At 40.4% G+C, this 25,050-nt stretch carries 24 protein-coding genes; 11 read left to right on the plus strand and 13 right to left on the minus strand.

Features of this window, described 5'->3' with window-relative positions; translation table 11 throughout:
- Positions 1 to 53: 53 nt before the first annotated feature.
- From Q5O24_02670 to Q5O24_02685, 4 genes are all read right to left on the minus strand, one after another.
- Positions 54 to 743, minus strand: a complete 690-nt coding sequence (locus Q5O24_02670) for a DUF4956 domain-containing protein (GenBank protein ID WKY48253.1) — start codon at positions 741 to 743, stop codon at positions 54 to 56.
- Between the two features lie 22 nt (positions 744 to 765).
- A complete protein-coding gene (locus Q5O24_02675) occupies positions 766 to 1,578 on the minus strand; it encodes a polyphosphate polymerase domain-containing protein (GenBank protein ID WKY48254.1) in 813 nt (270 codons plus the stop codon).
- A gap of 115 nt (positions 1,579 to 1,693) precedes the next feature.
- Positions 1,694 to 3,271, minus strand: a complete 1,578-nt coding sequence (locus tag Q5O24_02680; GenBank protein WKY48255.1) for a HAMP domain-containing sensor histidine kinase — start codon at positions 3,269 to 3,271, stop codon at positions 1,694 to 1,696.
- Positions 3,272 to 3,274: 3 nt separating this feature from the next.
- The gene (locus Q5O24_02685) at positions 3,275 to 3,946 is read right to left on the minus strand and encodes a response regulator transcription factor (GenBank protein ID WKY48256.1); all 672 of its coding nucleotides are present in this window, start codon (positions 3,944 to 3,946) and stop codon (positions 3,275 to 3,277) included.
- A gap of 184 nt (positions 3,947 to 4,130) precedes the next feature.
- Between Q5O24_02685 and Q5O24_02690 the strand changes: the two genes are divergently transcribed.
- The gene (locus tag Q5O24_02690; GenBank protein WKY48257.1) at positions 4,131 to 4,481 is read left to right on the plus strand and encodes a rhodanese-like domain-containing protein; all 351 of its coding nucleotides are present in this window, start codon (positions 4,131 to 4,133) and stop codon (positions 4,479 to 4,481) included.
- A 48-nt stretch (positions 4,482 to 4,529) separates the two neighbouring features.
- Here the strand turns inward: Q5O24_02690 and Q5O24_02695 are convergent, their stop codons facing one another.
- Positions 4,530 to 5,897 carry a TrpB-like pyridoxal phosphate-dependent enzyme gene (locus Q5O24_02695; GenBank protein ID WKY49198.1) on the minus strand — a complete coding sequence of 456 codons (1,368 nt, stop codon included), beginning with the start codon at positions 5,895 to 5,897 and terminating at the stop codon, positions 4,530 to 4,532.
- Positions 5,898 to 6,428: 531 nt separating this feature from the next.
- Here Q5O24_02695 and Q5O24_02700 point away from each other — a divergent pair.
- The gene (locus tag Q5O24_02700) at positions 6,429 to 7,562 is read left to right on the plus strand and encodes a G5 domain-containing protein (GenBank protein ID WKY48258.1); all 1,134 of its coding nucleotides are present in this window, start codon (positions 6,429 to 6,431) and stop codon (positions 7,560 to 7,562) included.
- Positions 7,563 to 7,684: 122 nt separating this feature from the next.
- On the opposite strand, the gene Q5O24_02705 is transcribed toward Q5O24_02700, so the two are convergent.
- Positions 7,685 to 9,160 (minus strand): diguanylate cyclase, encoded by a 1,476-nt coding sequence (locus Q5O24_02705; GenBank protein WKY48259.1) that lies wholly within the window; start codon positions 9,158 to 9,160, stop codon positions 7,685 to 7,687.
- 437 nt (positions 9,161 to 9,597) lie between these two features.
- Here Q5O24_02705 and Q5O24_02710 point away from each other — a divergent pair, with 437 nt between their 5' ends.
- Positions 9,598 to 10,335: a tRNA1(Val) (adenine(37)-N6)-methyltransferase gene (locus Q5O24_02710; GenBank protein WKY48260.1), complete on the plus strand. Its 738-nt coding sequence runs from the start codon at positions 9,598 to 9,600 to the stop codon at positions 10,333 to 10,335.
- Here Q5O24_02710 and Q5O24_02715 read toward each other — a convergent pair.
- Positions 10,332 to 11,294, minus strand: coding sequence for an ATP-binding protein (locus Q5O24_02715; GenBank protein ID WKY48261.1), 963 nt, complete (start codon positions 11,292 to 11,294; stop codon positions 10,332 to 10,334). The genes Q5O24_02710 and Q5O24_02715 overlap by 4 nt on opposite strands.
- Positions 11,284 to 12,294, minus strand: a complete 1,011-nt coding sequence (locus tag Q5O24_02720; protein ID WKY48262.1) for a DnaD domain protein — start codon at positions 12,292 to 12,294, stop codon at positions 11,284 to 11,286. Before Q5O24_02720 ends, Q5O24_02715 begins: the two co-directional genes overlap by 11 nt.
- Positions 12,295 to 12,509: 215 nt before the next feature.
- Between Q5O24_02720 and Q5O24_02725 the strand changes: the two genes are divergently transcribed.
- The 8 genes from Q5O24_02725 to Q5O24_02760 all read left to right on the plus strand — a co-directional run bounded on the left by Q5O24_02725 (position 12,510) and on the right by Q5O24_02760 (position 18,810).
- Positions 12,510 to 13,769, plus strand: coding sequence for a UDP-N-acetylglucosamine 1-carboxyvinyltransferase (locus tag Q5O24_02725; GenBank protein WKY48263.1), 1,260 nt, complete (start codon positions 12,510 to 12,512; stop codon positions 13,767 to 13,769).
- Between the two features lie 144 nt (positions 13,770 to 13,913).
- Positions 13,914 to 14,702: an MBL fold metallo-hydrolase gene (locus tag Q5O24_02730; GenBank protein ID WKY48264.1), complete on the plus strand. Its 789-nt coding sequence runs from the start codon at positions 13,914 to 13,916 to the stop codon at positions 14,700 to 14,702.
- A 29-nt stretch (positions 14,703 to 14,731) separates the two neighbouring features.
- Positions 14,732 to 15,838, plus strand: coding sequence for a trypsin-like peptidase domain-containing protein (locus Q5O24_02735; GenBank protein WKY48265.1), 1,107 nt, complete (start codon positions 14,732 to 14,734; stop codon positions 15,836 to 15,838).
- Positions 15,839 to 16,038: 200 nt separating this feature from the next.
- Complete coding sequence (locus Q5O24_02740) at positions 16,039 to 16,584, plus strand: transcriptional regulator GutM (GenBank protein ID WKY48266.1); 546 nt, start codon at positions 16,039 to 16,041, stop codon at positions 16,582 to 16,584.
- A 3-nt stretch (positions 16,585 to 16,587) separates the two neighbouring features.
- Positions 16,588 to 17,118, plus strand: coding sequence for a PTS glucitol/sorbitol transporter subunit IIC (locus Q5O24_02745; protein ID WKY48267.1), 531 nt, complete (start codon positions 16,588 to 16,590; stop codon positions 17,116 to 17,118).
- Position 17,119: 1 nt separating this feature from the next.
- On the plus strand, positions 17,120 to 18,124 hold the full coding sequence (locus Q5O24_02750) for a PTS sorbitol transporter subunit IIB (protein WKY48268.1): 1,005 nt from the start codon (positions 17,120 to 17,122) through the stop codon (positions 18,122 to 18,124).
- Between the two features lie 37 nt (positions 18,125 to 18,161).
- The gene (locus tag Q5O24_02755; protein WKY48269.1) at positions 18,162 to 18,566 is read left to right on the plus strand and encodes a PTS glucitol/sorbitol transporter subunit IIA; all 405 of its coding nucleotides are present in this window, start codon (positions 18,162 to 18,164) and stop codon (positions 18,564 to 18,566) included.
- Positions 18,538 to 18,810 (plus strand): HPr family phosphocarrier protein, encoded by a 273-nt coding sequence (locus tag Q5O24_02760; protein ID WKY48270.1) that lies wholly within the window; start codon positions 18,538 to 18,540, stop codon positions 18,808 to 18,810. The genes Q5O24_02755 and Q5O24_02760 overlap by 29 nt, the downstream gene beginning before the upstream one ends.
- A gap of 22 nt (positions 18,811 to 18,832) precedes the next feature.
- Here the strand turns inward: Q5O24_02760 and Q5O24_02765 are convergent, their stop codons facing one another.
- From Q5O24_02765 to nifE, 5 genes are read right to left on the minus strand one after another with little or no spacing between them, the layout of a single operon-like run.
- Positions 18,833 to 19,627, minus strand: coding sequence for a homocitrate synthase (locus Q5O24_02765; protein ID WKY48271.1), 795 nt, complete (start codon positions 19,625 to 19,627; stop codon positions 18,833 to 18,835).
- Complete coding sequence (locus Q5O24_02770; GenBank protein ID WKY48272.1) at positions 19,620 to 20,534, minus strand: hypothetical protein; 915 nt, start codon at positions 20,532 to 20,534, stop codon at positions 19,620 to 19,622. Before Q5O24_02770 ends, Q5O24_02765 begins: the two co-directional genes overlap by 8 nt.
- Positions 20,535 to 20,551: 17 nt before the next feature.
- Positions 20,552 to 20,860, minus strand: a complete 309-nt coding sequence (locus tag Q5O24_02775; protein WKY48273.1) for a 2Fe-2S ferredoxin — start codon at positions 20,858 to 20,860, stop codon at positions 20,552 to 20,554.
- 2 nt (positions 20,861 to 20,862) lie between these two features.
- Complete coding sequence (gene nifB, locus Q5O24_02780; GenBank protein WKY48274.1) at positions 20,863 to 23,574, minus strand: nitrogenase cofactor biosynthesis protein NifB; 2,712 nt, start codon at positions 23,572 to 23,574, stop codon at positions 20,863 to 20,865.
- Entirely contained in the window at positions 23,567 to 24,922 is a 1,356-nt protein-coding gene (gene nifE, locus Q5O24_02785; GenBank protein WKY48275.1) for a nitrogenase iron-molybdenum cofactor biosynthesis protein NifE, read from the minus strand. Before nifE ends, nifB begins: the two co-directional genes overlap by 8 nt.
- Between the last annotated feature and the right edge of the window lie 128 nt (positions 24,923 to 25,050).

A 25,050-nucleotide genomic window follows, 5' to 3' on the forward strand; every position in this document is an offset into this window, starting at 1 on the left:
AAAAGAAAGAAGGACGTTGTCCTTCTTTCTTTTGATAGGTCTTAATCAGGTGCTTAAATAAATACTTTTTCTTCTGGGATATCCAGATTTAGAACAATGGTCAGGTTACCATTACGACAGCGGAGGCGGTCGATAAATTCTTTTTGATTTACACTGTTTTTTAATTGAATACTGTAAAAAACTTCAAATAGTGAGCCGAAATCACAGGTTTTAACTTTGTTAATGCGATAAGAATCAGTATAGTCTTCAAGGATGTCGTTAAAATTGTCCTGGTAATCAAGGTCTTCGGGGACTGTGATTTTAAGCTGCATTTTTGAGTTCTTAGGATGCCCAAAACGAGTAATGCTTAAGAGGATCATGACACAGCATAAAACAATCGCAAAGACAACGCCGTAGAAAATATAGCCCATTCCACAAGCTAAACCAATACCTAGAGTAAAGAAAACATAGGCTATATCAATAGGGTCGCCAGGGGCACTTCGAAATCGGATCAGACTAAATGCGCCCGCCAAACTGAAAGCCCTTGCGACGTTATTGCCAACAAGCAGAATAATGATTGCGATAATGGTTGGCAGCATAATTAGTGTAATGGTGAAGCCTGGTGAATAGCCTTCCTTACCGCGGGTTTTAATATAAACGATGCTGATTAAAAGCCCTAGCGCCAGTGCAGAAAAGAGAACGGAAAGTGTTGTCCCTAGGGTAAGGGTTTCATCGACAACAGATGATAAAATAGTATCTAACATATTAACTCCTTTTAAATTCTGATTAGCTGATGCACAAATTTTTGGCATTCAGTTGAGTATTTTTGGTGGGTAATTTTGTGGTAGCTGCAGGTACCGGTAAATGATTTCGCTGTTTCGCAAGGCAACGGATGCGTTCGTTTTTATAAGCAGTACCATATTTTGAAAAACTGGAAGAAAAAATTCCTAATTCAGAAAAAGCATGAGCCAGCCATATTGGGATGGTACCTGGTATTTTAACTTCCATTAAATAAGTTGATTCAGGAATCAGGTTATCCCCGTAGGCACCTTTTTCAAGGGAGAGATCAAACTGGCGTGATTTAAGATTGAAATCAAAGGTGATCCGCATATCAGGATTGGATTTTCCGACATAGGCAGCCCGGTCATAACTGATAAAAGCTTTTGGTTCTAAATGATGAGTCTGAAGGAAATAGTCAATTTCATCCAGGACCTGATTATCCAAACTGTTTTCAGTATGGGGTTTTTTACGATTCGAAATAAATGAATAAGCATCGGTAAGCGGGATAGTAGCTCGTCTTTTATTGACAATGCCACCGATTTTTTTCTTGAGTTCAATAAAAACTGGCTCGTCAGCTTTGTTGGGGATCGAGTAACTGCGAATCCGCAGTTTTTCTTTGAAATATGGCTTGCTTAGGGAATGGCGAATCAGATCATACTGGGGGGTATCAAAATAAATATTATAGATAGAATAAAACTGATTTTCTTTAGTATAAAGGTCTGGTTCCATTTCTTTTAATAGAATAGGAAGCAGCTGCTCGTATTGTGATACAGTCAGCTGATATTTTTTTTCATAGCGTTTAAATGTTTTGATTACCATAACAGGGCCTCCTTTATTTTATAATCATATTATAGAGGGGTACTTTGTTAAAAGCATGTTAAGTATGTGTTTTTTTGGTGAAGAAAAGCTCGCCTGAATTCAGGTGAGCTTTCGTTTAAATTTCAGTTTTCAGGGTGAACCAGAAACTGGAGCCTTGACCAACTGTGGAATCTACACCGTATTGGCCCTGGTGCATTTCAATGATTGAACGGACAATGGATAAGCCCAATCCTGTCCCGGTAACTGCCCGTTTATGGGTTTTGTCAATTTTGTAATAGCGTTCCCAGATATAGGGAAGATCATCCTTTTCGATCCCTTCGCCAGTATCGTTGATTTCGATTTTAACTAAAGGTTGAGACTGATCTGAGATTAACTGCTGAACGACAGTAACGCTTTTATCATGACCGGTATAGTTAATGGCATTGATAACCAGATTATAGAAGGCCTGGGAAATGCGGGTTTCGTCTCCAATGACGGTAACGTCCTGATTCGCCTCGAAAATAATCTGATATCCGTCTTTTTGAAGCAGTTTGTTCATTCGGCTGATTGTATTAGACAGACTTTTGGTTAAATTGTATGGTTGCATATGGACGGCATAATTGCCAGACTGATATTTTGAAATATCCATTACATCATTGACCAGGGTGGTTAGACGATGGGTTTCATCCACGATGATTTGTGCATTTTCCGGTGTGTTTTCATCAGGCAGATCCCGCATGGCTTCGGCATAACCGCTAATTAAAGTTAAAGGGGTACGCAAGTCATGGGAAATATTGGCAATTAATTCCTGGCGGAGCCGCTCCACCTGCGAGAGTTCTTTTGCGGTATAATTCAAGGTATCGGAGAGTTCGGTAATTTCCTTATATCCTTTCCCTGAAAAAGTGGCTGAATAATCGCCGGTAGCTAAAACTTTAGCACTCTCATTAATGGCCTCAATAGGACGAGATATCCATTTCGATAGAATCAAAGCTAGAATGACTGAAAAGAAAATCATAAATCCCGTAATATAGTATAGTTGTACCCGCAAAGTATTAACAGTAGCGTCAACAGGTGAAATAACCGAATTTAGAACAAGTGTATACTGAGAGCCTTGTGAATCATAAATGTTTTTAGAATAAATAATTGAATTTTGCCCCTCATGTTTATCATCCGGTAAAGTTTTTTGGTCAGATTCGTCCTCGATGTTTTGAGAATCCTGGTTATAGTCTGAACCATTTTCACTTGAATCAGGAGGAGCATCCAAGTCAATACCTTCTGCTGCAGCAAGTTCAGCCATGGTTTGAGAAAAAAACTGATAGAGTTCACCATCGTTGTTTTTTACTTTTCCTGGCAGGCCGTCTTCTTCGAAACCCTCATGGGCGTGAATAATACAGTTTTTCAGGACATGAGAGGAATAAATAATTTCTCCTTCCTGATCAAGCAGTTCAATGCAGATTTCATTATTATGGGATATTGAATAAATAAGCGAAGTCAGGTCTTCATCGTTAATGCTTTCCTCGATTGTTGTGGCAGCGGTTTTGATTTCATTGATTTTAATGGATTTGTAAAAATTGTTTAGGAAAACGACCTGAAACAGCCAAAGCAGAACCAGCAGCAGGCCGCAAAAACCAAGAAGAAACAAAAATATTTTCCACTTAACGCTGATATTTCGCGGTTTTTTTGGAGAATCACTAAATGGATTTGTGATAATCATAGCTTAGCCTTCAAAGCGATACCCCACTCCGCGAAGGGTAGTAATCAGGGAGGCGTAATCACCAAGACTTTTTCGCAGCAGTTTGATATGTGTATCAAGGGTTCTATCATCGCCATAAAAATCATATCCCCAGACTTCAGTGATCAGTTTATCGCGGGTTAAGGCAATATTTCTGTTTTTAATCATAAAGAATAAAAGGTCATATTCTTTTGGAGACATTTCCACTTCCAGATCATTAATGGTTACGCGTCTGGCTGTGAAATCGGCTGACAGTCCTTCCTTCGAAAATATTTCGTGATCTGTCTGATGATTCCTGGTAGACCGCTTCATGATCGCATCAATGCGCATCATCAGCTCTTTGGGAGAAAAGGGTTTAACCACATAGTCATCAATTCCCAGCTCGAAGCCATGTATCTTATCATATTCTTCACCACGGGCGGAAAGCATAATGACTGGGATATCCTGAGTTTTTCTGATTTCTTTAACTGCTGAAAAGCCGTCAAGCTCTGGCATCATGATGTCCATCAGAATAATATCAAACTGTTCTTTCTGACAATATTCTACTGCTTCCATTCCATTAGCAGCTTCGTAAGCCTCGTGGCCTTCAAAACGGATATATTTTTTAATCAGGGCTCTTATTTTTTCTTCATCATCTGTAATAAGTATTTTATACATCGTCATCACCTCTTTAAAGCATTATAATATAAATAGGGTACCCTTGTTAAGTGTTTATTAAGTGAAGAAGCCTTGAAGAGAACTTGAAAATTTTAGGTGATTCAGTTACAGAAATGAAATAGGATTCAGGTTAGAATGTAATTAACAAAAACGAAATTAATTTTTATATAAAAGGAGAGTTACGATGTTTAATTTTTTTTCAAAGGATAGTGTAAAACGAATTGGTCAGGATGAGGCAAAAAAAAGGTTGGATTCTGGAGAAAAAATTGTTCTTGTTGATGTTAGAGAAGAAAATGAATATGTACAGGGGCATATTCCTGGCAGTATTAATATACCGCTAAGTCGAATTGAACAGGCAGAAAAAGTGTTGAAAGATAAGGCCGCAAAGATTTTTGTCTATTGTTTAAGTGGCGGGAGATCATCTCGTGCCGGAGAATACCTTTCAAAAGTTGGCTATTCAGATGTAACCAATATTGGCGGGATTTCAACCTGGCCATATGAAATTGAAAGAAGCAAGGGACGGGCAGCAGTATAAAAAGTAAAAGGGACGATTCTGAAAAATTCAGAATCGTCCCTTTTTTATTTAATCGATTTTTGGGAGTGAATCAAATCCGATTTGAAGTTCTTCATCAGTTGGAATGTGGTCGGTCATATTCCCGGCATTGTAATTCATATAAGCTGTCATATCGAAATATCCGGTTCCAGTTAATCCGAAAATAATGGTTTTCTTTTCGCCGGTTCTCTTGCATTCCAGAGCCGCATCCATAGCTGCCTTGATGGCGTGAGAGGATTCTGGCGCGGGTAGGATTCCTTCAACTCGGGTGAAAGCAACTGCCGCATCAAAAACTTCTTTCTGAGCATAGGATTTAGCATTGATATAGCCATCATGATAGAGTTTTGATATGATTGGACTCATTCCATGGTATCTTAGGCCACCAGCGTGATTTGGTGAAGGCATAAAACCACTGCCCAAAGTATACATCCGGATGAGCGGAGTGGTTCGGCCGGTATCGCCAAAATCAAGGGCGTATTTTCCACGGGTCAGTGATGGACAGGAGGAGGGTTCAACCGCCGTAAATTCGATGTCGTTTTTACCATTGATTTTATCGGCCATAAAGGGCGCAATCAGACCTAATAAATTGGAGCCACCACCGGCACAGCCAATGATCATGTCTGGTTTGATGTCGTATTTGTCACAGGCCAGCTTGGTTTCCATTCCGATGACGGATTGATGAATACCGACATGGTTCAAGACACTCCCCAGGACATACTTGCAGTTTTCGGTGGTTACGGCTACTTCGATAGCTTCGCTAATGGCGCACCCTAATGAGCCGTTGGTATCAGGGGTTTCAGCCAGAATTTTACGACCGGCTTCAGTCGTATTAGAAGGTGAGGCGATAACTTTGGCGCCGTAAGTTTCCATGACAGCTTTACGGTGAGGTTTTTGTTCAGCAGAAACTTTAACCATGTAAACTGACAGGTCCAGTCCGAAATAAGCGCAAGCCATTGATAATGCGGTCCCCCATTGACCGGCACCGGTTTCTGTGGTTAGACAGGTTAATCCCTGTTTTTTTGCATAGTAAGCCTGCGCGACTGCTGAATTTAGCTTATGTGAACCGGAGGTATTGGTACCTTCATATTTAAAATAGATTTCAGCTGGAGTATCCAGTTCTTTTTCCAGATTATAGGCACGGACCAGTGGGGAGGGACGATACATCCGGTAATAGTTCTGAATTTCTTCCGGGATATCGATATAGGTATCGGTTACATTAAGCTCCTGATCGACCAGCTCTTCACAAAATACTGGAAGTAATTCTTCTTTTGTGCAGTATTCACCAGTTGCAGGGTTCACAAATGGTTCAGGCAATTCTTTCATCTGGGCACGTAGGTTGAACCATTGTTTGGGCATCTCATCTTCACTTAAGTAAATTTTGTAGGGAATTTTCATCAGTCTAATCCTTTCTGGTTTTGAATTTTTAATGGGAGTGCATTTAAATCGTTTAAATCAGGGCGATATAAGACTAAAAAGTTGAACAAGTGGCAAATTTTGGTAAATAAAAAACTCGTCCTTTAAGAAACTTAAAGGACGAGATACGCTCGTGGTGCCACCTTTTTTCGCAGAATGATCTGCCTCATTAAGAATACTATCATATTCCTCAACACTGACGTAGTTGTGACGTCATGGAATACTCGACAAAAGTCTTTGACCATGCCCTCAGCGGTCCATTTACCAGGGGGCGTTCTGTAAAGATCTCAGCATTCTTTACTCTCTGTAAGTGCTCTTCCTGATTTTATCTCCGCTTCAACGGTTTAAAGATTTAATTACTTAAATTCTATTTGATCAGTAAACGTTTGTCAATTAAAATATTTGAAAAAGTTAAGGTTGACAAAAGAATTCTTGACAGATTGTCGGGAATCAGGTAAAATTCTATTTGTAAACAAAATGTAACAAAAATCAGCCTTACGTGCTGATGGAGGTTGAATGAGAGAGAATTTTAATAAATTTAGTAATACCGGGAAAATGGTACTTAAAGCCCTAACAACTGGTATCCTGACAACCAGTCTAATTGGGGTAACAGGGACCTTTGTACTGGCTAAAGAAGTAACCATTTCTGTTGATGAACAGGAAACTGTCATTAGCGGAAAACTTTTCGAAAATGTTGGCAGTGTTCTTGAAAACCATGGTATTGAAGTTACGGATGACTACACTTTAAATGTCGATTCCGATACTTTTCTGGTGGCTGTTGATGAAATTGAAGTAACACGAAAAAATACCGGAAAACTGAGAGTGGACGGTCGCGTGATTTTTTATGACACTGGCGCCCAAACAGTGGCTGACTTGCTCGAAGAACAGGGGATTACGCTTGCGGACCTGGATCGGGTTGAACCTTCAAAGGATGAGTCATTATCAGACGTCTCAGAAGTAGATGTGATTCGCGTCGAAGTCGGAGAGCTGCCTGAAACCCTGAGTGTTCCTTACAAAACGGTTGAACTGGAAAATGAAAACCTGGAACAGGGAGCAAGACAAGTGGTTCAGCAAGGCGAGAATGGTACTAAATCGGTTGTAGAACGTGTTTTGTATGAAAATAATGAAGAAGTTTTACGCGTAACTACCTCGGAGATCGTTACCAAAGAAGCGGTCGATGAAATTGTTGAATTCGGAACCAAAGTTGTTGAAGCTACTCCAGATGTTGTTGTTTCAGATGATGTAGCTTCGGAGGCTGTTCCGGAAACAGTTGCGCCAGTGGTTACTGAAGATAAGACCCAGACAGCTGAAAAACCGGCAGCAGTAGAAGAAACACCTGCCGATAATATGGGTTCTGCAGCGGGAATCCCTGAAGAGGCAGTGAAAATGACCTTAAACTGTACTGCTTACACCGCGACAGGAAATGCCACTGCATCAGGTGTAATGCCGACGGCTAATCATACGATTGCTGCCTGGAGCGGACTACCTTTTGGGACAAAAGTGTATATTCCAGCGCTCAATACGACCTTCACGGTTGAAGACCGGGGTGGCGCTGTTACAGCAGGAATTATTGATATCTATATGGATACATACGAACAGTGTATTCAGTTTGGTCGACAAAATCTGGAAGCCTATATCGTTTATCCTTAAGGCTTCACAACATAGAATTGAGTTTGATGGACTGATATGCCCCTGTCTACCTGACAGGGGGTATATCACAGCCATTAGACTCATTTTTTTATACAAAAAAAGATGGTTGATATAACCATCTTTTATTGTTCCAGATGTTTGAATAGAAGGGCCCGATAATCAAAGGGGTTACTGATTTCGCGGGAATACGGAACAGAAATAATTTTCAGCTCAACGCCGCTGTCATCATCAATGCTGTCATAGGAGACGAGCAGTTGCTTAAATTCATTTTGAATTTCCTGGTTGATTAACGCCTGGTTTTTACCGGAAGTATTTTCCATAATAATGCTGAATACATTACCTTCCAGGATATAAATCAGGTGTGAACTATAGCAGTGCCTTTTGATGATTTTCAGGGTTTTAAAAAGGATTTCGTCCCACAATCTTGAACCGTTGATGGAACGCAAGGTACTAAGATGGGGAATCGCCAGTAGTTCCAATACCAGCACTGTTTCATTCTTTGAAGCCCGTTCCATGGCTTGTTTGAGGTCCTTGTAATAAGCCTTTTCAGCAGTAAGTCCGGGACTGCTTTCCATACTGTCATAAGAAGAAATCTGGTTTTCCAGTTCTTTCTTAAAGAGAAATACTTCCCGGATGCGTTTAACCAATAGGGCACTACCGGTCAGAGTCAGCGGAATCAGTAAGAACCATCCGAATTGATATGCCGCTAGCGGTATCTTGATATAGAGGGTTGAAAAGATGATAAATAGGCCGTACCCTACGGTGATAAATACCATAAAAAAGATACTGGCACTGTATGGCAGGGCAATGGTAAAGATTAAGCAGGTCAGTAGAATAAACAAAATACTGTAATCTATAAAACTGAAGTTGCTTGAGAAGCCAATAAAATAGACGGAACAGGCAACAATTCCTAAAATGAATAGAACAGCAGGTAAAAGGATATCCTGAATTTTAGGTTGTAGTAATGGATTGGAGTCCGTTCTTTTTTCTTTGACTTTTCGATTCTGCTTAGGCTTTTCTGTTTCAAAAATTTCGGAGTTTTCTGTCTGCTCCTGTTCCGGCTCAAGAAGCTTTTCTGATTGTTCATTCGAAGATTCTGCTTCGGTCAGAGTAACAGAAGCCTGTTCTGCAGGAGCGGCTGTTACCTCTGTTGTTGGTTCTTCGAGAGCAAAATTGACTTCTGCATGTTCATTTTCTGGCAGGATTTCAGGATTGAGATCTTCATCATCGGAGACAGAAAAGATCAGACTTTCGTTAAAGCTGGGCTCTTGGGAGCTTTCGGGCAGATAAGAGACTGGTTTGGATTTCAAAACAGCCTGGTCAAGAGCGGCATCATCGGTCAAATCAATATTTGCGAAAACATCTTCCTGCTCCTGTTCAATAATGGGCTGAACGACAGGAGCTGATTCCTCAAGTTCAATGATATTTTCAGAAACATGACCTTTTTCTGGAATAAAGCCATCAGCAACCAGGGAAGATATTTTTTCATCGATTCTTTTTTCATAATCTTCGATGGTAGCTTCCAGATCCTGTTTCTTATGAAGGATATTATTCAGTTTTTCATTCTGGAGGCTGACATCAATTGTCTTTTTTTCCATCGCTTTACACCTATATAATTAATACGTAGAAAATTTAAATTACGGCAAAAATGTGATATGATACTAAAACACCTTTACAAATTAATATTATAGCAAAGAAAATGCTGAGTTAAAAGGAAAATGTAACAAAGGTTTGGAAAAGATTTATCAACAGTAAATAATTTGTAATATAATTGAGCAGTTGTAGGTTTTTAGGCTGTTGAGTATGGATAAAATTTATTAAAATAAGAACCTGTGAATTTGTGGATAAATCCTTTAGCGTTTATCCACAAATGTTAAAAAATGTTATAGATGTTAAAAGCCTGTTAAGAGTGGACTTAAGGCTAAAGAAAGCAATTTTATCCACAATCTGTGCACAAATCGAAGAGGTATGTGGATAAAGTCGGCAAAAAACTGGGGAAATCTTCAAAAAGGTGTGGAATTAGGAGAAAATTACTGTGGATAACTACAAAAATGAGCGACTTGAAGACTTGGGGTTAAAAGGGCTAAAAATTATTCAGAATCCGGATTTTTTTTGTTTTGGTATGGATGCGGTACTTTTATCATGGTTTTCAACAAAGGAAATAAAAAAAAATCTAAAAATACTTGATCTTGGAACAGGTACTGGGATTATACCATTACTGATCTATGGAAAATCTCAAAATTGTCTGATTGATGGACTGGAGATTCAGGCAGCCCTGGTTGAAATGGCACAGCGTAGTATCAAATTCAATGGTCTTTGTGAACAAATTAGAATTATTCAGGGAGATCTCAAAAACATCAATGAAGGTATTTTACCAAATACTTATGATGTAGTGGTCAGTAATCCGCCCTATATGCGTGGCAGCGGAGGTCTGAAGAATGAGCGGCAAACAAAGACGATTTCCAGGCATGAAGTAGCCTGTACACTTGAGGATGTGATTGTGACCAGTAAGCGGGTATTAAAAGATCATGGCCGTTTGTACCTGGTACACCGACCAGAACGATTGAATGATATTTTTTTCTTGATGCGACAGTATGGATTAGAGGTGAAACAATTACAGATGGTCCATACAAAAATTGACAAGGAAGCAAATCTTGTTTTGATTGAGGGAAGAAAGAGCGGAAAACCTGGTCTTGTGGTTAATCCGCCCCTGATAGTTTATAATGATGATGGAGAGTATTCAGAAGAACTCAGGCGGATTTACGGATTTTAGCGGGCACCTCGTTTTTTAAGCAGACGGATATCGTCTCCGATAAAGGGATAAACGGTAAAATTACCAGTAATTCTTGAAGATAGGCGTTCATCATAAATTTCTCTGATTTTTTCGACTGAGAGATTAGTGGAAATAATCATATTCTGCTGATTATTCAGTCGTCCGTCGATAACCTCATAAAGCTGTTTCTGACCGTAGTCAGATAAATGTTCAGCGCCCAGATCATCAATAATTAAAAGGTCGCACAAGGAAAAGGGTTTAAAAACCTCCAGTTGGCTTTTTTTATCACGAAATAGCTGGTCTTGAACTGTTGCAACCAGATGGGCAGCAGTGATATAAATGATACTGTAGCCCTTTTCCATTAGAGCATTGGTTATACAATTGGAAGTGAAGGTTTTTCCAATTCCAGGTGGTCCGGTAAATAGCAGGCTGGTTTTTATTCGTGAGAAATTATCACTATACCAGGTCATGCTGTCAAAAATTTTCTTGGCGTTTTGGCGAGGACTTAGTCCGCCTTCTTTAAGTGCTTCTTCTGAATAGAGTTTTAAATCGAAGCAATCAAAACGCTGATTAAGAGCAGCATTCTTAAAATCGCTTTCTAAAGAACTGGTTTCTAAAATACAGTCGGCAAGACACTGACAAATATGGTGGTTTATAAAACCTTTATCTTTACACAATGGGCAGTAATACTCAGAAAGTGGTTCAATTTTATGGTCTTTCAGATAGGTTTGAATGCGAGTATCGGTAAGCGTCATTTCCTTCCTGATTGTTTCGACCATTTCAGGATTTTGTGTAGCGGTTTCTTTCATTAATCTGATCCCCAGACTATTTAACTGCTGATGGAGTTCGTTTAGTTCTGGGTATTTTTCTTCATTATGTTCCTGCTTCAGTCGTCTTTGGTTGTAGTAGGCACGTTGTCGGCTTAATAAAAGGGCATTGGCTTTTCTGTTAGTTTTCATCACTAATCTCCAGTTCATCCCATAAATCTACGGCATATTCCGGGCTCATATCGACATATGCCTGTTTTCGTGATTCGCTGATCGGATCCATGCTTGTTTCCTTTCGGGTGGACGGTCGTGTTTCGCTCTGCACAGCTTCAAGCGTTGTAAAACCTTTATCCTGCCACTTTTTGAGAATTCCATCAATATATTTGAGATTCGGCTGATTGCTGCGCGAAAGCGCTTCTTTGATTATTTCCATGGGAAATGCTGTAAGCCAGCGGTCCATAATAGCCTGCTCTGAGGCCATGGGATTTCTTCTGAGTCCCAACAGATTCAAAATTTCATAATAATTTTTTCGGCGTGTCCGCAACTTTTCGATATGTTTTTCCACATCAAGATGGTCGCGAACGCCCGAACCATAGAAGCTTTCCGCAACTTTTTCCAGATAATTTTTAACTTGGGCGGGAGTAAAACTTTTTTCCTTGTTGTTGATCATATTTATGGAATATTCAACAATTAAAATGACGGCTTCTGGAGTAAAGTTATAATTCTGTAACCAGTGCTTGAACATCAGCATTTCGGCCTTTGAAACCGATCGGCTCTCATACATATCCTGAATTTTATCGTACATCTGCTGAATTCGCTTTTCCATTTCATTAAGGGCAGTACTATCTTTAGCAGGTGTTTCTATTGGCTTATTTTTATAGAGATAGGTGCCGGTAATATTTAAAAAGCAGATATTGGCATCTGAAGTACCAATGTAATCAATACTGATTATTCCTTCTTCAGCCCAATAATCCCATGCCCGCTTCACATCCGTTTCCAGCAGTCTCAGATCTTTTGCAATTTCAGTATTTGATATTGATGACAATTTGCTGTTATAGCAGCGTTTAAGCCCATATAAATAGACTTTAACATAGTCTCCCCGGGCTGAGGGCATATAATGATTGATGAAAATATTTTCCAGAGGAGTAACCCCCAGGTCATCATGATTGAGAACAAATTTAAAATGGTTCATGGATACCTCTATATTTTAATATTACAAAATGAATTTTTAATTCATCTTTTTATTATAGCACATAGAATAATTTTTGCTATAAGTTCATGATAGCCTTAAGCTTAAGAATTTACAAATAAATGGGGGAAAGGCAAGAGTTTGCTTGATAATCTGCCTATATATGTTATAATAAGCAATTGATATTGCAAACTTTTTTTTGTGAAAGGTAAGTATAAATGGATGCTTTTATTATAGAAGGAGGCAATCCGCTTTGCGGAGAAGTCTCAATTTCGGGTGCAAAAAATGCGGTTCTGGGAATCATTCCAGCAGCTGTTCTCTGTGCCTGCTCAAGTAAGATTGAAAATGTACCGGATATTAAGGATGTCAACAAAATGGTGGATATTCTGGAAAAACTGGGTGCAGATATATATAGAGAAGAAGATACAGTTATTATTAATACAGCCAAACCGATTTCATATGATGTCTCAGAATATGAAGAAGAAACAGGCCAGATGCGAGCTTCATATTATTTAATGGGCGCTTTACTAGGTCGTTATAAAAAAGCTATTGTACCGCTTCCAGGAGGTTGTAATATTGGAGATCGGCCAATTGATCAGCATATTAAAGGCTTTGAAGCTCTTGGGGCTGAAGTTGTCATTGAACATGGACAGGCAAAACTTGATGCACCACAGCTGAAGGGTGCACATATTTTTTTGGATGTGGTAAGTGTGGGGGCAACCATCAATATTATGTTGGCTGCCTGTCGGGCTGAGGGTAAAACCATTATTGAGAATGCCGCTAAAGAACCCCATATTGTTGATGTAGCCAACTTTTTAAACTTAATGGGTGCCAATATCAAGGGGGCAGGAACTGATGTGATCAAAATTGTTGGTGTGGAGTCCATGCATGGTTGTGAATATTCGGTAATTCCCGATCAGATTACAACTGGGACTTATATGATGGCGGCAGCAGCGACCGGCGGTAATGTACTAATCAGAAACATTATACCTAAACATATGGAAGCAATTACAGCGAAACTGACGGAAATGGGTGTTTCGGTAACGGAAGAAGATAATGGTATTCGGGTGGCAAGAACCAAGCCACTGAAGGCCTGTAATGTAAAAACAATGCCCTATCCAGGTTTTCCAACTGACCTCCAGCAGCCGATGGCAGTTTTAATGACCATTGCTGAGGGTACCAGTACTATTACTGAAAGTATTTTTGAAAGTCGTTTTAAATATGTGGATGAACTGCGTAGAATGGGGGCAAATATCTCAATTAATGGTCGGACAGCGACGATTAATGGGGTGAAAGAATTATCGGCAACCAAAATTAAGGCCACAGATTTGCGGGCTGGAGCAGCTATGGTATTGGCTGGCCTGGTGGCTGACGGGGAAACGAAGGTTACCGATATTGTTCATATAGATCGTGGTTATGAAAAACTTCAGGAAAATATGCGCAGTCTGGGCGCCGTGATTCGCCGTATAGCTCTGTAAGAGTTTTTCGGATAGTTATTTCTTAAATCGGATAAAGTTCCGTTAAGTCATCTTTAAGTATGCTTCGATAGGATAAGGAAGCAATCAGATCCCGGTTTAACAAAGAAACTTTAACCATTGAGTCAATAAACAAGGGAGAAATGATTGAAATTTTGTAGCTTATATAGCGGAAGTTCTGGAAACAGTTTATTTGTTTCACACGGGCAAACGAGCTTGCTGATTGATGCAGGAATGAGTGGCATAAAGATTCAGAATGCAATGAAAGCCATCGAGGAAGACCCCAAAAAATTAAAAGGGATTCTGGTGACCCATGAACACCGGGATCATATTCATGGGATTGGTGTTTTATCGCGGCGTTTTGATTTGCCTGTTTATGCGACCACAAAAACCTGGGAGGCAATGGGTGAAAGTCTGGGGAAAATTGCTGAGAATAATCGAAAGACTTTTGAATCCGGTGAGGACCTGAACATTGAAGAACTGCAGATCAGGCCTTTTAAAACCTCTCATGATGCAGCTGAATCATGTGGTTTTGTAATTGATGACGGTACTTGCCAAATGGGTATTGCAACGGATACCGGCGTTGTTACAGAACAGATGATTGAAGCATTGATGGGATGCAAGCTTACCGTGATTGAGTCCAATCACGATCTGGGTATGCTGGAAGCTGGTGCTTATCCTTTCTATCTAAAGCAGAGGATAAAAAGTGACTTTGGACATTTATCTAATGAAGTAGCCGGGAATCTCGTGAAAACACTGGTTGAGAATGGAACCGAAACTGTTTTACTGGCACATCTGAGTCAGGAAAACAATTTTCCTTTGCTGGCCTATGAAACAACCTCGCGAATTCTATCGGAAGCAGGGATTAACCCTCAAAAGGATATTTGTTTAGCGGTTGCCAAGCGAAGTTGCGTGAGTGAAATAATTAAATTGTAAAGACTTCAAAAAAAATTTGAGGTGGAACAATGAATGATGATTTAAAAATCCCCAAACAATCGAAAGTAAGTCTCTTTCTGGTCGGAATAATCGGTGCAATTATTGGCGGACTAATCGTAGGTGGTGCTTTTTTGGCTTTTTTTACCCTAAATGGCAGTGCTGATACGGTAGTTGAAGGTGCTACTCAGCAGATTGTTGTCAGTGATTCCAATGCGGATTCAGTGGTAGAAGCTGTAGCTCAGGTAGTTCCCCAGTCGGTGGTGGGTATAGAAACCACCGTTACGACGATGACAGTAATGGGAGCGGCTGAAGGCACCAGTGTCGGTTCGGGTTTTATTTTAACAAGTGATGGATATATTGCAACAAATCACCATGTTGTCGAAGGGGGAAGTACAATCACCGTTTCTCTTGATGATGGCAGTACTTATGAGGGCGATCTGATTTGGTCAGATTCAGTTCTCGATATGGCAATTATTAAAATTGATGCCAAAGATTTACCGGTGTTGGAATTAGGTGATTCTGATGATATTTCTGTGGGCGAGTTGGCTGTTGCAGTTGGGAATCCCATGGGTTTAAATTTTGAACGGACAGTTACCTCCGGGATTGTTTCAGCACTTAATCGAAGCATTCCACTGGATAACGGTTTGGCTGAAGACCTGATTCAGACTGACGCCTCTATTAACGAAGGAAATAGTGGTGGTCCCCTGGTCAATAAAAACGGAAAAGTAATTGGGATTAATACCTATAAACTCAGCTCTGGCGAAGGAATGGGATTTGCGATTCCGATCAATATTTTAAAACCTATCCTCAATGAGATTGTAGCAACTGGTACCTTTACTCCGACAGTAATCGGTATTACCGGCTACGACCGGGCAATTGCCGATTATTATCTGACGGATGCTGGAGATGACTTTGATGAGGGCATTTACATCGCCTCTATTCAACAGGGCTATGGAGCTGCTGAAGCTGGTCTGCAACAAGGGGATATTATTCTCTCTATTGATGGTGTGGAAACTAACACTATGCTTAAAATGAAAGAAATCCTTTACGGAAAAGATCCCGGTGAATCGGTCACAGTGACCTTTTTAAGAAACGGCAGTAGTCAGACTGCTGAAGTGACAGTATCAGCATCATAAATATAAAAAGTTTAAAAAGTGCATCGAAAACGTGTGTTTCGATGCACTTTTATGTTTTATGACTGTTAGTCAGTTCGTTTAATAGTTGGCAGTAGGGGGATAAAATAGATGACCATTGAATCATTTTAAAAGAGAATGGCTAAAAGTGAATAAATGTATTATAATGAGAATAATAACAGGACGAAAGCTGGAGGTAAAATTTGGTTTATCTGATGCTATTGTTTATATCAATATTAATAATTCTAGCATATCTTTCGAAGCGGCAGGTTGAAAATTATCATCAAGCTTTGAAAGAACTTTATAATAAAGAGGTAGTACTGGGAATCGGTCATCAAAATGGCATTCCATTTCCTGGCAATGCAACGATCATAATTCTGGCAGTGGATAAAAAGTCGAATCGGATAGTCGGGTGCAGAAGACTGGCAGGGATAAAAATATGGCAACCCTTTGAAAAACTTACAATATATGACAGTTATTCACTGGATGAACTACGGGAACTAGCAATTTATGAGGATTTTTTACTTAATCGCCGAGCTGAAAAACTCAAAGTTAATTATACAAAGTTAGCCGATCTTTTTTACCGTAAAGGCGCACTGCTCCAAGCAGTTGAAGCACTAGAGCAGCGGATTCAGAAGCAAAAGATAATGGCAATCAACGAAAAGAGACTTAAGAAAATTGAAGACTCTAAGCGTCTTAGCTTTCATTCTTTATTGAATGAAATGGAAAAAGAAGTGGAAGGAGCTTAAAATATGAATCTTCTGGCAGATGCTGGTGAAAAATATTATGGACTATTTCAGGAAGGTGCAGAATTTCTCCTGATGTATCTTGAGAAGTTTTTACCAGTGATTCTTCTTTTAATTATGCTGGTCAATGTTTTTAGAAACTTATTAGGTCAGGAAAGGATCGAAAAACTGCTTTTGTTATTAAGTAGTAATGTCCTGAGCAGATGGACTTTATTTCCAATCTTTTCAGTCATTTTGTTGGGGACTCCTGGTTTTTTAGGCGCAGCAGCGCTATTGAAAAACAGGCAGAAAGCAGCTTTTTTAGATGCAGCTGTTTCTTTTTCACATCCTGCAACAGGGCTGTTTCCCAGTGCAAACAGGCGGCAGCTGTTTATTTTTCTGGGGATTGGAACTGGTGTTTATATGGCCGGTTATGATATCTCTTTTCTGGCGATTGCCTATTTCGTGACAGGATTGATCGTGATGCTGTTTCGAAGTCTGATAACCAGGATTATCGTTGAGATTATGACGAGATATCATAAAAATAAAGAGGTGTAGTATGTATTCAACGGTATTTATCGAAAAAGGTAAGAACGGTTGGGGTGGTCCTCTTCTGATCGAACCGAACGAAGAGAAGGATAAAATAGTATCGATTACTGGCGGCGGGATTGATGAAGTTACTTTAAAAATTGCCCAGCTGACCGGAGCTGTCGCTGTAGATGGTTATAACGAAGCGGTTACGGATGAAGAAACCGCTTGTGTGGTGATTGACTGTGGTGGAATGCTTCGTTGTGGCCTTTATCCCAAAAAAGAAATTCCAACGATTAATCTGGTTGCTGTCGGGCAGTCCGGACCCTTTAAAGAATTTATGACCAAAGAGAACTATGTTTCAGGGGTGACACCAGATAATGTTTTTCGGGTAGACAGTTTGGAAATATTTGATATAGAGCTTCCTGAACCGGTAGTTTCAAATAAGTTGGAGGAAGTTGTAACTGAAGCGGAAGAAGTGACTTTTGAAGCGGATACAAAAAAGGAGCGGAAACCGAGAATTAAAGTTCAGAGGGCTTCATTAACAGACATTGTTATAGATGCCGGCAAGGACGCTGTTGATAGTGCGATTCGCGATATTATTCCCTTCATGCTGTTTTTTGCTTTGATTGCCGGTGCAGTTATGTACACTGGATTGGGGGATTTGATGAAAGAGTACCTTTTTCCATATCTTGCCAGTGTGCCAGGCTTGCTGATTTTGGCTTTTATTTGTTCTATTCCGCTTATATCAGCGAAAATTGGGTCAAATGCTTTGGTCGGCCAGCTTTTATCAGTGCTGATTGGGATTGGCATTGCGCTGGGGGCGGTTCCTGTATACTTGGCATTACCGGCTTTATTTGCAGTAAATGCCCAGGCTGGCTGTGATTTGATATCCGATGTACTGACATTGGGTGAAGCTGATGAAAACGACCGGGAAATTGGCCAAAAAGCTGTCCTGATCGCCAGACTATTAACGGGTCCTGGGGCTGTTCTGATCGTATTGTTTATTTCGTTATGGCTTTATGGTCTGTTATAAACTGATAAGAGTTGTCTGGAAAGGATAATAGGGGAAAATGTATTATAATACGAGGATAACTGCGATTGGCAAAATGGTAAAAGATCTGCTTAAGTCGGGATTACTGGTGGTATTCAACGAAGATGCTCCTGTGGCAGTTCAGGAAATTACTGTTCTGCACACTATTGAAAGCCTTGAAAAAAATGTGGAGAAGGGTGATTCGGTCATTTTTGGCGATCAAATTTATCTGGTCACAGCGGTAGGGAGTGCGGCAAATAATACGCTTAAGAATCTGGGCCATTGTACTTTCTCTTTTAGTGGCAGAACAGAGACTTTAAATCCTGGCTGGATTGAGCTTAAAGGGGTTAAAAAACCGATATTAAAGACAGGCGACTGTTTTCAGATAAGAAGTTCAGGAAAGGATGGAGGTTACAATGCATCGCAAAGAAGTGAAGATTATTAATGAGTCTGGTTTACATGCCAGGCCCGCCGCTGAATTCTGTCGAATTGCCAGCCAGTTTAATTCAGAAATTCTGATTACCAGGATGGGGGATGAGGAACGGCATGGCAATGCTAAATCGGTGATTAGTGTTGTTTCAATGATGGTAGAGAAAGGGATGAACCTCTTAATTACCGCTGAAGGGAACGATGAAATGATTGCCGTTGAGACCCTGGCAGCCCTGGTCAACAATGGTTTTGGAGAATAAAAAACAGGCTTAGCCTGTTTTTTTATTGTTTAAATATAGTAGCATGAAGCATTGACTGATGCCATTTAAGCTCATTACGATCAATACCAAAATTAAAATGTGGGGCGCCGGCAGTCAGCAGATGCTCCAGGTTGCAATTGCCGGCCCGTTCACCAATCCCAAACAGGGTGCAGTCAGCGTAAGTTGCCCCACTCTTCAGCCCTTGAATTGAATTAGCGACAGCCATGCCCAAATCGTTATGCATATGGATTTCAATATTGATTTTTTCTGGTAAAGCGGCAATGGCTTCCTTACATAATCGTGGCGTCAGAATACCCACAGTATCAGAGAACCTCAAGGTTGTAGCACCCAATTCGATACCCTTTTTAATCAATGTTTTAACGAAAGAGGCATCAGCACGTGAGGCATCTTCAAGGCCCAGGGTAAATTCTTTTTTAGCTGACCGAATCCGGTCAGCACACTGAGTCAATTCATCAAGAATACGATCTCTTGTTTTTCCTAACTTTTCGGTAATTAAAAGATCAGAAGCAGGAGCACAGACATGGATAATATCAGCACCACAACTGATTGAAGCTTCAATATCACCCATCTTCATCCGATTCCAGCCAATTATTTTTGAATGATTGCAGATTGATTTAATTCGTTCAAAGCTTTGGCATTCTTCCTTGCCCATAGCTGGAGTTCCGGCTTCAATTCGGGAGACCCCCATCTGATCGAGAGATTTAGCAATAGCTACCTTTTCATTATGGGTAAAAGCCAGTCCCGGGGTTTGCTCACCATCTCTGAGGGTGGTATCGACTATATATTTGTTAATCATTTTGTACCTCCATAACGAGTGTTGCCAGTTCCAGATCTGAGAGATTACGTCCCAGGTGTGTGCATTGTTCTTTGATGGTTGAAAGAATCTTTTTTAAACATAAATCAGAAAGCTGATAATCTTTCAATTTATGAGTAATTGACTTTTGGCCAGAATGTTTGCCTAAAACAATTTCCCGCTGTTGTCCAACAATTTGAGGATCAAAGGGCTCATAGATAGATGGATTTTTAAGGATACCGTCGACATGAATACCGGACTCAACCTTAAAAATTCTTTCGCCAAGAACAGGTTTATTAGCTGGTATAACCTCCCTCGAGAACTCAAGAAAAGCTGACTTAGCAGTTTGAAGGGCTGATAAATCCCCGGTAAAGCTATCAGGAAAATGATAAGTCAGGCCCATCAAAACTTCTTCCAGCGGCGCCATGGAGCCAATTCCGGTAAAACTGACACTGATACTTTGTCCGCCTTGGGCAAACCATTCCATACTTAAAGCCGTAGCACAATGAAGGGTGTTTTCCGGAGAAAAGTTTAAATTCTTAGGAAAGTCCTCAAAATGTGCTAAATAATCACCAAACCGGTCAGTATCCATTAAATCACTGATTCCTGTCAAACGACAGGGAGTATTGGAATCTGGAAGGTCATTGAGGGATTTATCCAAGGGCAGATAAAGGTTTTCCGTCATCAAAAATTGATGGTTTTCATCAATGCTTAAGAGACAGGACTTCTTAGCTGCTAGAGCGCTGAAATCTTTATAAGTCTCAGGAAAAACCCGATAAAAAAGGACAGGGGCCGCCTCAATATGAGTGACCCCGCTTTTAAACAGACTGATAATAAATGTATAAAGTGATTCACGATCTGCGTGAAAACTATTTACATGACCCATGGTCCGATCGATAATGGTAATCATAATATACCTCTTCCTGTTTAAATCAGGAGGTCTTCGACGGGGGTGCCTCCTTCAATATGTTCATCCATAATTCTTTCTACATCATCGGGTGATACATTACCGTACCAGACACCTTCGGGATAAATAACCACGATTGGTCCTTTATCACAGATACCGAAGCAACCAGTATTGTTAATCATAACATCGCCGGATAATTCCCGATCATCAATTTCTTCCAGAAATGCCTGGACGATACTAACGCCCTTCTGCTGATAGCAGTAACCTTGTTGCGTACCATTAATTCGTGAGCTTGTACATACAAAAATGTGATGTTTAGGTGATACCATTGTTAGATTCCTCCTGATACTTTTATTAATGAATCAGCCGCTGTCTTAACGGCATCTTCAATACGGTCATAGGTTGAAAATACTTTAATTCCCTTTTTTTCAAGCCGAGATGAAGGTCCTTCACCAATTCGCATGGAGATTACTCCATCGCAGTCCTCAAGTTCTTTTAAAATTTTATCAATCTTATCTTCTTTATCGTCACAGTTTTCAACGCCTTCGCAGTATTTTTTCACGGTTCGCTTTTCTTTGAAAGCGACGGCATCTTCAGCATAGTCGTAAATATAAAGTTCAGTAGCCTGCCCAAAATGCTGATCAACAAGGATACCACTTTTGGAAACAGTTGCAAATCTTAATGGTTTTTCTTTAGCTTCAATTTTAGCGGGTTCTTCTTTGATTTGTCTGAATTCAATCGATAAATCTTCATCAAGTTTTCCGATGGCATCAGCCCGACACTGTTTACAGTGGTACATCTGTTTTAAATGAAGGCCGCATCGGTCGCGAATTTCAGTAATTTCAATATTGCTGGCCATTTCCAGGTTTTCAAAGGCACTGCCTTTAACCGGAATCAGTGGCATGATATTGGAAATATAGCAGCCCAAATCGCGCATGGTCTTAACGACTTCCTCAATATGACCATCATTGATGCCTTTTAAAGTAACGGTATTGATTTTAACGACCACACCCAGGTCAACCAGTTGTTTGATGCCGGCTAGCTGATTGGCCAGAAGAATGGAAGCAGCAGCTTCGCCGGTATAATGTTTGCCCATGAAATTAACAAATTTATAGATTTTGGCTCCAATGGAAGGGTCAACTGCATTGACAGTGACAGTAACATGAGAGACATTTAAGTCTGCCAGCTCCTTAGCATGGTAGGGAAGCATCAGTCCGTTGGTTGAGACACAGAAGGTAATATTAGGATCATCCTCATGGATTAGTTCTAAAGCTTTTTTCGTCTCGGAAAAATTAGCCAGGGCATCACCAGGTCCGGCAACACCGATAACAGTCAAATTTTCAACTTTCTCTTTAACCTGTTTATATTTAGCAAAAGCTTCTTCAGGCGATAATACAGCAGTAGTAACACCAGGTCGACTTTCGTTCATACAATCATATTTTCTGACGCAGTAGTTACATTGTATATTACACTTAGGGGCAATAGGAAGATGCATTCGGGAATTCTTCTGTGAAGCGCCACAGTTAAAACAAGGGTGGTTTGCTGTTTTTTCTTCTAAAGTCATCGCTTTATTAGTCATCTCTACATTTACCTCTTTTTCTTTAGCATCTTTCTCTTCAGGAGCCTCAGCTTCTGCAGGGGATTCCAGTCCATATTTAGTTTTAGGACCTTCTTCATAATACTTATTGTACAAGTGAGCTCTAAAACCGCCTTCAACTTTTTTAAGAACGGTGTTGGTCATTTTATCCAGTAGATTCATCGATCCGTCATATCCAAGGGTGCGAATTCTTTGACCACCAATCTGATCATGAATCGGGAATGCTGTTCGTATTAGGGGAATTCCGGTTTTTTCTTCGATTCGACGGGCATCAGAATTCCCTAACATCATGTTTGCTTCGAGTCGAAGGGCTTCAGATTCGATGGTTTCAAAGTCAACATCATTTAAGATAACAAATTCTTCAATAAACAGGCGGTCCGCCAGTTTTTGAATAATCGGTTTAATGTGCATTTCAAGCTCCGGTACGTTTGAGCCGGTTGCTGTAACGACTGGCATAATGCCATTTTCACAACAAAGTTCAACAGCTGCCATCACAAAGTCCGGTTCACCAAAAATAACAACTCGACCTTCGGCATTGTATTTATGGGAGTCAACCATCCCATCCAGGAAACGGCCGCGGGCTTTCTTGATGGCCTCTGGAATCTCTTTCCCGGAAATTTTGGAAAGAGTTTTAATCAGGGTATCAGTATTTTTAAGACCTATTGGCAGGTTTAAGCGCTGATAGGGAATCCCAAATTTTTCATTTAAATAAACGCCTGCGGAAAATTCAGGGCGAATACTGTTGGAGATTTCCAGAGTATGTCTGGCTCCGCCCATTTTTTTAATGTCTTCAATGCTGGTTCCGTTAGCAGGTAAGCGATCATAGTCGGGTTGGTGAATGCCATCCAGGTTTTCTGAAAGATCAGGCAGTAAAATGATATCAAGCCCAAAGGCTGCAAACAGATCTTTCAGGTATCGGGTATCAGCAGGAGAGATCATTGACGTGATGACATTAATCTTGTTATTTGGCGTGGTATCCATCGGGACATTCTTGACAATGGATTTTATAGTAGCCATATAGCCTTCGAACTGAGTACCGCCATAACCGGCTGTTTGAACTGGGATAATGGTCACATCCTGATACTCAGGATGTTCCTGATAGAACTGCTGAATAATAAAAGCAACGTCTTCGCCAATGGTTTCTGCCAGACAGGTGGTCGAAACACCAATGACTTCCGGACCATAGATTTTAATCAGATTTTCAAGTCCCAGCTTCAAGTTTTTCTCGCCACCGTATACGGTTCCTTCTTCAGTTAAAGAGGAAGACGCAATATCGACTGGTTCATTATAATGAGTAGCCATATGACGTCTGATATAGGTAGAGCAGCCCTGTGAGCCGTGGAGCAGGTTCATACATTTTTTAATACCATAGAAGGCATTGGCAGCGCCCATTGGCATACACATTTTACAGGGATTAACATTTAAATTAACAAGATTTTTAGACATCTTCAGCACCTCCAATTGTACTCCAAACCGGGCTGTTCATCGAAAGGTTGATTTCTGAGGCGAAGTTAAGTGCGCCCTCATAGCCGGCTAAAGGATGCTTTCGTTCATGGTTGTGATCACAGAAGGCTACGCCCAATTTATAGGCAAGGGGTCTTTCTTTTACGCCACCAACCAGGATATCAGCACCTTTTTCACGCATGAATTTTTCAAGCTCTGCGGGGTTGGCATCATCAAGAATAACAGCGTCTTCCTCAACCAGGTTACCGATTAATTCATAGTCATCTTTGCTACCCGTTTGGGAACCGACCATGACAGTTTTCATCCCAAATTCATTAAACTGTCTGATTAGTGAAATAGCTTTGAATCCACCACCTACATAGATAGAGGCTTTTTTTCCGCCCAAATTTTTCTTGTATTTTTCAAGTAAGGGAAGGACACGATGCTCTTCTTCTTTGGTAAACTCTTTTGCTCGTCTAATCACGTCAGGATCTCCGGTAGCATAAGCGATTCGCATGATCGAATCAGAGGTGTCAGTTACGCCGAAGAAAGAGACTTTTATAAAAGGAATATCATATTCTTCTTCCAGTTTTTTTGCCAGGTAGGTCATTGATCCGGCACACTGAACCAGATTGAGTTTAGCTTTTGGTGCTTCACGCAGGTTATCAACCGAGGCATCACCAGTGAAGTGAGAAACCACATTAACACCGATGCGTCTTAGATAAGATTTCATAATCCACATTTCACCGGCCAGGTTAAAATCTCCTAAAATATTAACCCCATCAACTTTTTCCAGTGGTTCTTCTGGTGTAATCAGATCCATAATGGCGTTACAGGCCATTTTATAACCAGTTTTTTTGGTTCCGGAGAAGCCTGAAGATTTAACGGGAATAACTTTGATATTGTACTTCTCTGAGGCCAGACGACAAACCGCATCCACATCATCACCAATAACGCCGACAATACAAGTAGCATAAATAAAGATAACTTTTGGTGAGTGAACTTCCATCACTTCGTCGATCGCGGCCGCCAGTTTCTTTTCTCCACCGAAAATTACGTCCTTTTCGCGAAGGTCGGTGGAGTAGCTGTTTCGATAGCCTTCTTCACCGCTTGAGAGGCTTCCTCTGATATCCCAGGTATAACTGGCACAGCCAATTGGACCATGGACAATATGAAATGCGTCTGTAATGGGATTGAGAACGACTCGAGCGCCACAGTAAACACAGGCGCGCTGGCTGATAGCTCCGGAGACGCTCTCAGATTCGCATTTGATACCACTGCCATCGCCACTGCAGCCAGTTGAACGAATGGACTGTGATCTTTCTGGTAATATATCATTGGCAGTTTTCATTTTAGCCTCCTTATTTAATAAAAACAGGGAGGAAATCCTCCCTGAGGTAGAAGCGCCGGAAAATTTAGATAAATTAGGAATAAAAGAAACTAGAGGTAATTTACCGGCGTAAGAGTTGAGCAGTTTAA

The sequence above is a fragment of the Eubacteriaceae bacterium ES3 genome (assembly GCA_030586155.1).
Classification (GTDB): domain Bacteria; phylum Bacillota; class Clostridia; order Eubacteriales; family Eubacteriaceae; genus Acetobacterium.

Bases quoted from the DNA above. Each gene is read 5' to 3' on its own strand.
- Q5O24_02705 (WKY48259.1), bottom strand. From the start codon at position 9,160: ATGGAAAAAAAGACAATTGATGTCAGCCTCCAGAATGAAAAACTGAAT.
- Q5O24_02720 (WKY48262.1), bottom strand. From the start codon at position 12,294: ATGAACCATTTTAAATTTGTTCTCAATCATGATGACCTGGGGGTTACT.
- Q5O24_02770 (WKY48272.1), bottom strand. From the start codon at position 20,534: ATGATTACCATTATCGATCGGACCATGGGTCATGTAAATAGTTTTCAC.
- Q5O24_02755 (WKY48269.1), top strand. From the start codon at position 18,162: ATGTATTATAATACGAGGATAACTGCGATTGGCAAAATGGTAAAAGAT.
- Q5O24_02735 (WKY48265.1), top strand. From the start codon at position 14,732: ATGAATGATGATTTAAAAATCCCCAAACAATCGAAAGTAAGTCTCTTT.
- Q5O24_02670 (WKY48253.1), bottom strand. From the start codon at position 743: ATGTTAGATACTATTTTATCATCTGTTGTCGATGAAACCCTTACCCTA.
- Q5O24_02675 (WKY48254.1), bottom strand. From the start codon at position 1,578: ATGGTAATCAAAACATTTAAACGCTATGAAAAAAAATATCAGCTGACT.
- Q5O24_02680 (WKY48255.1), bottom strand. From the start codon at position 3,271: ATGATTATCACAAATCCATTTAGTGATTCTCCAAAAAAACCGCGAAAT.
- nifB (WKY48274.1), bottom strand. From the start codon at position 23,574: ATGTCTAAAAATCTTGTTAATTTAAATGTTAATCCCTGTAAAATGTGT.
- nifE (WKY48275.1), bottom strand. From the start codon at position 24,922: ATGAAAACTGCCAATGATATATTACCAGAAAGATCACAGTCCATTCGT.
- Q5O24_02775 (WKY48273.1), bottom strand. From the start codon at position 20,860: ATGGTATCACCTAAACATCACATTTTTGTATGTACAAGCTCACGAATT.
- Q5O24_02750 (WKY48268.1), top strand. From the start codon at position 17,120: ATGTATTCAACGGTATTTATCGAAAAAGGTAAGAACGGTTGGGGTGGT.
- Q5O24_02700 (WKY48258.1), top strand. From the start codon at position 6,429: ATGAGAGAGAATTTTAATAAATTTAGTAATACCGGGAAAATGGTACTT.
- Q5O24_02745 (WKY48267.1), top strand. From the start codon at position 16,588: ATGAATCTTCTGGCAGATGCTGGTGAAAAATATTATGGACTATTTCAG.
- Q5O24_02685 (WKY48256.1), bottom strand. From the start codon at position 3,946: ATGTATAAAATACTTATTACAGATGATGAAGAAAAAATAAGAGCCCTG.
- Q5O24_02715 (WKY48261.1), bottom strand. From the start codon at position 11,294: ATGAAAACTAACAGAAAAGCCAATGCCCTTTTATTAAGCCGACAACGT.
- Q5O24_02725 (WKY48263.1), top strand. From the start codon at position 12,510: ATGGATGCTTTTATTATAGAAGGAGGCAATCCGCTTTGCGGAGAAGTC.
- Q5O24_02760 (WKY48270.1), top strand. From the start codon at position 18,538: ATGCATCGCAAAGAAGTGAAGATTATTAATGAGTCTGGTTTACATGCC.
- Q5O24_02690 (WKY48257.1), top strand. From the start codon at position 4,131: ATGTTTAATTTTTTTTCAAAGGATAGTGTAAAACGAATTGGTCAGGAT.
- Q5O24_02765 (WKY48271.1), bottom strand. From the start codon at position 19,627: ATGATTAACAAATATATAGTCGATACCACCCTCAGAGATGGTGAGCAA.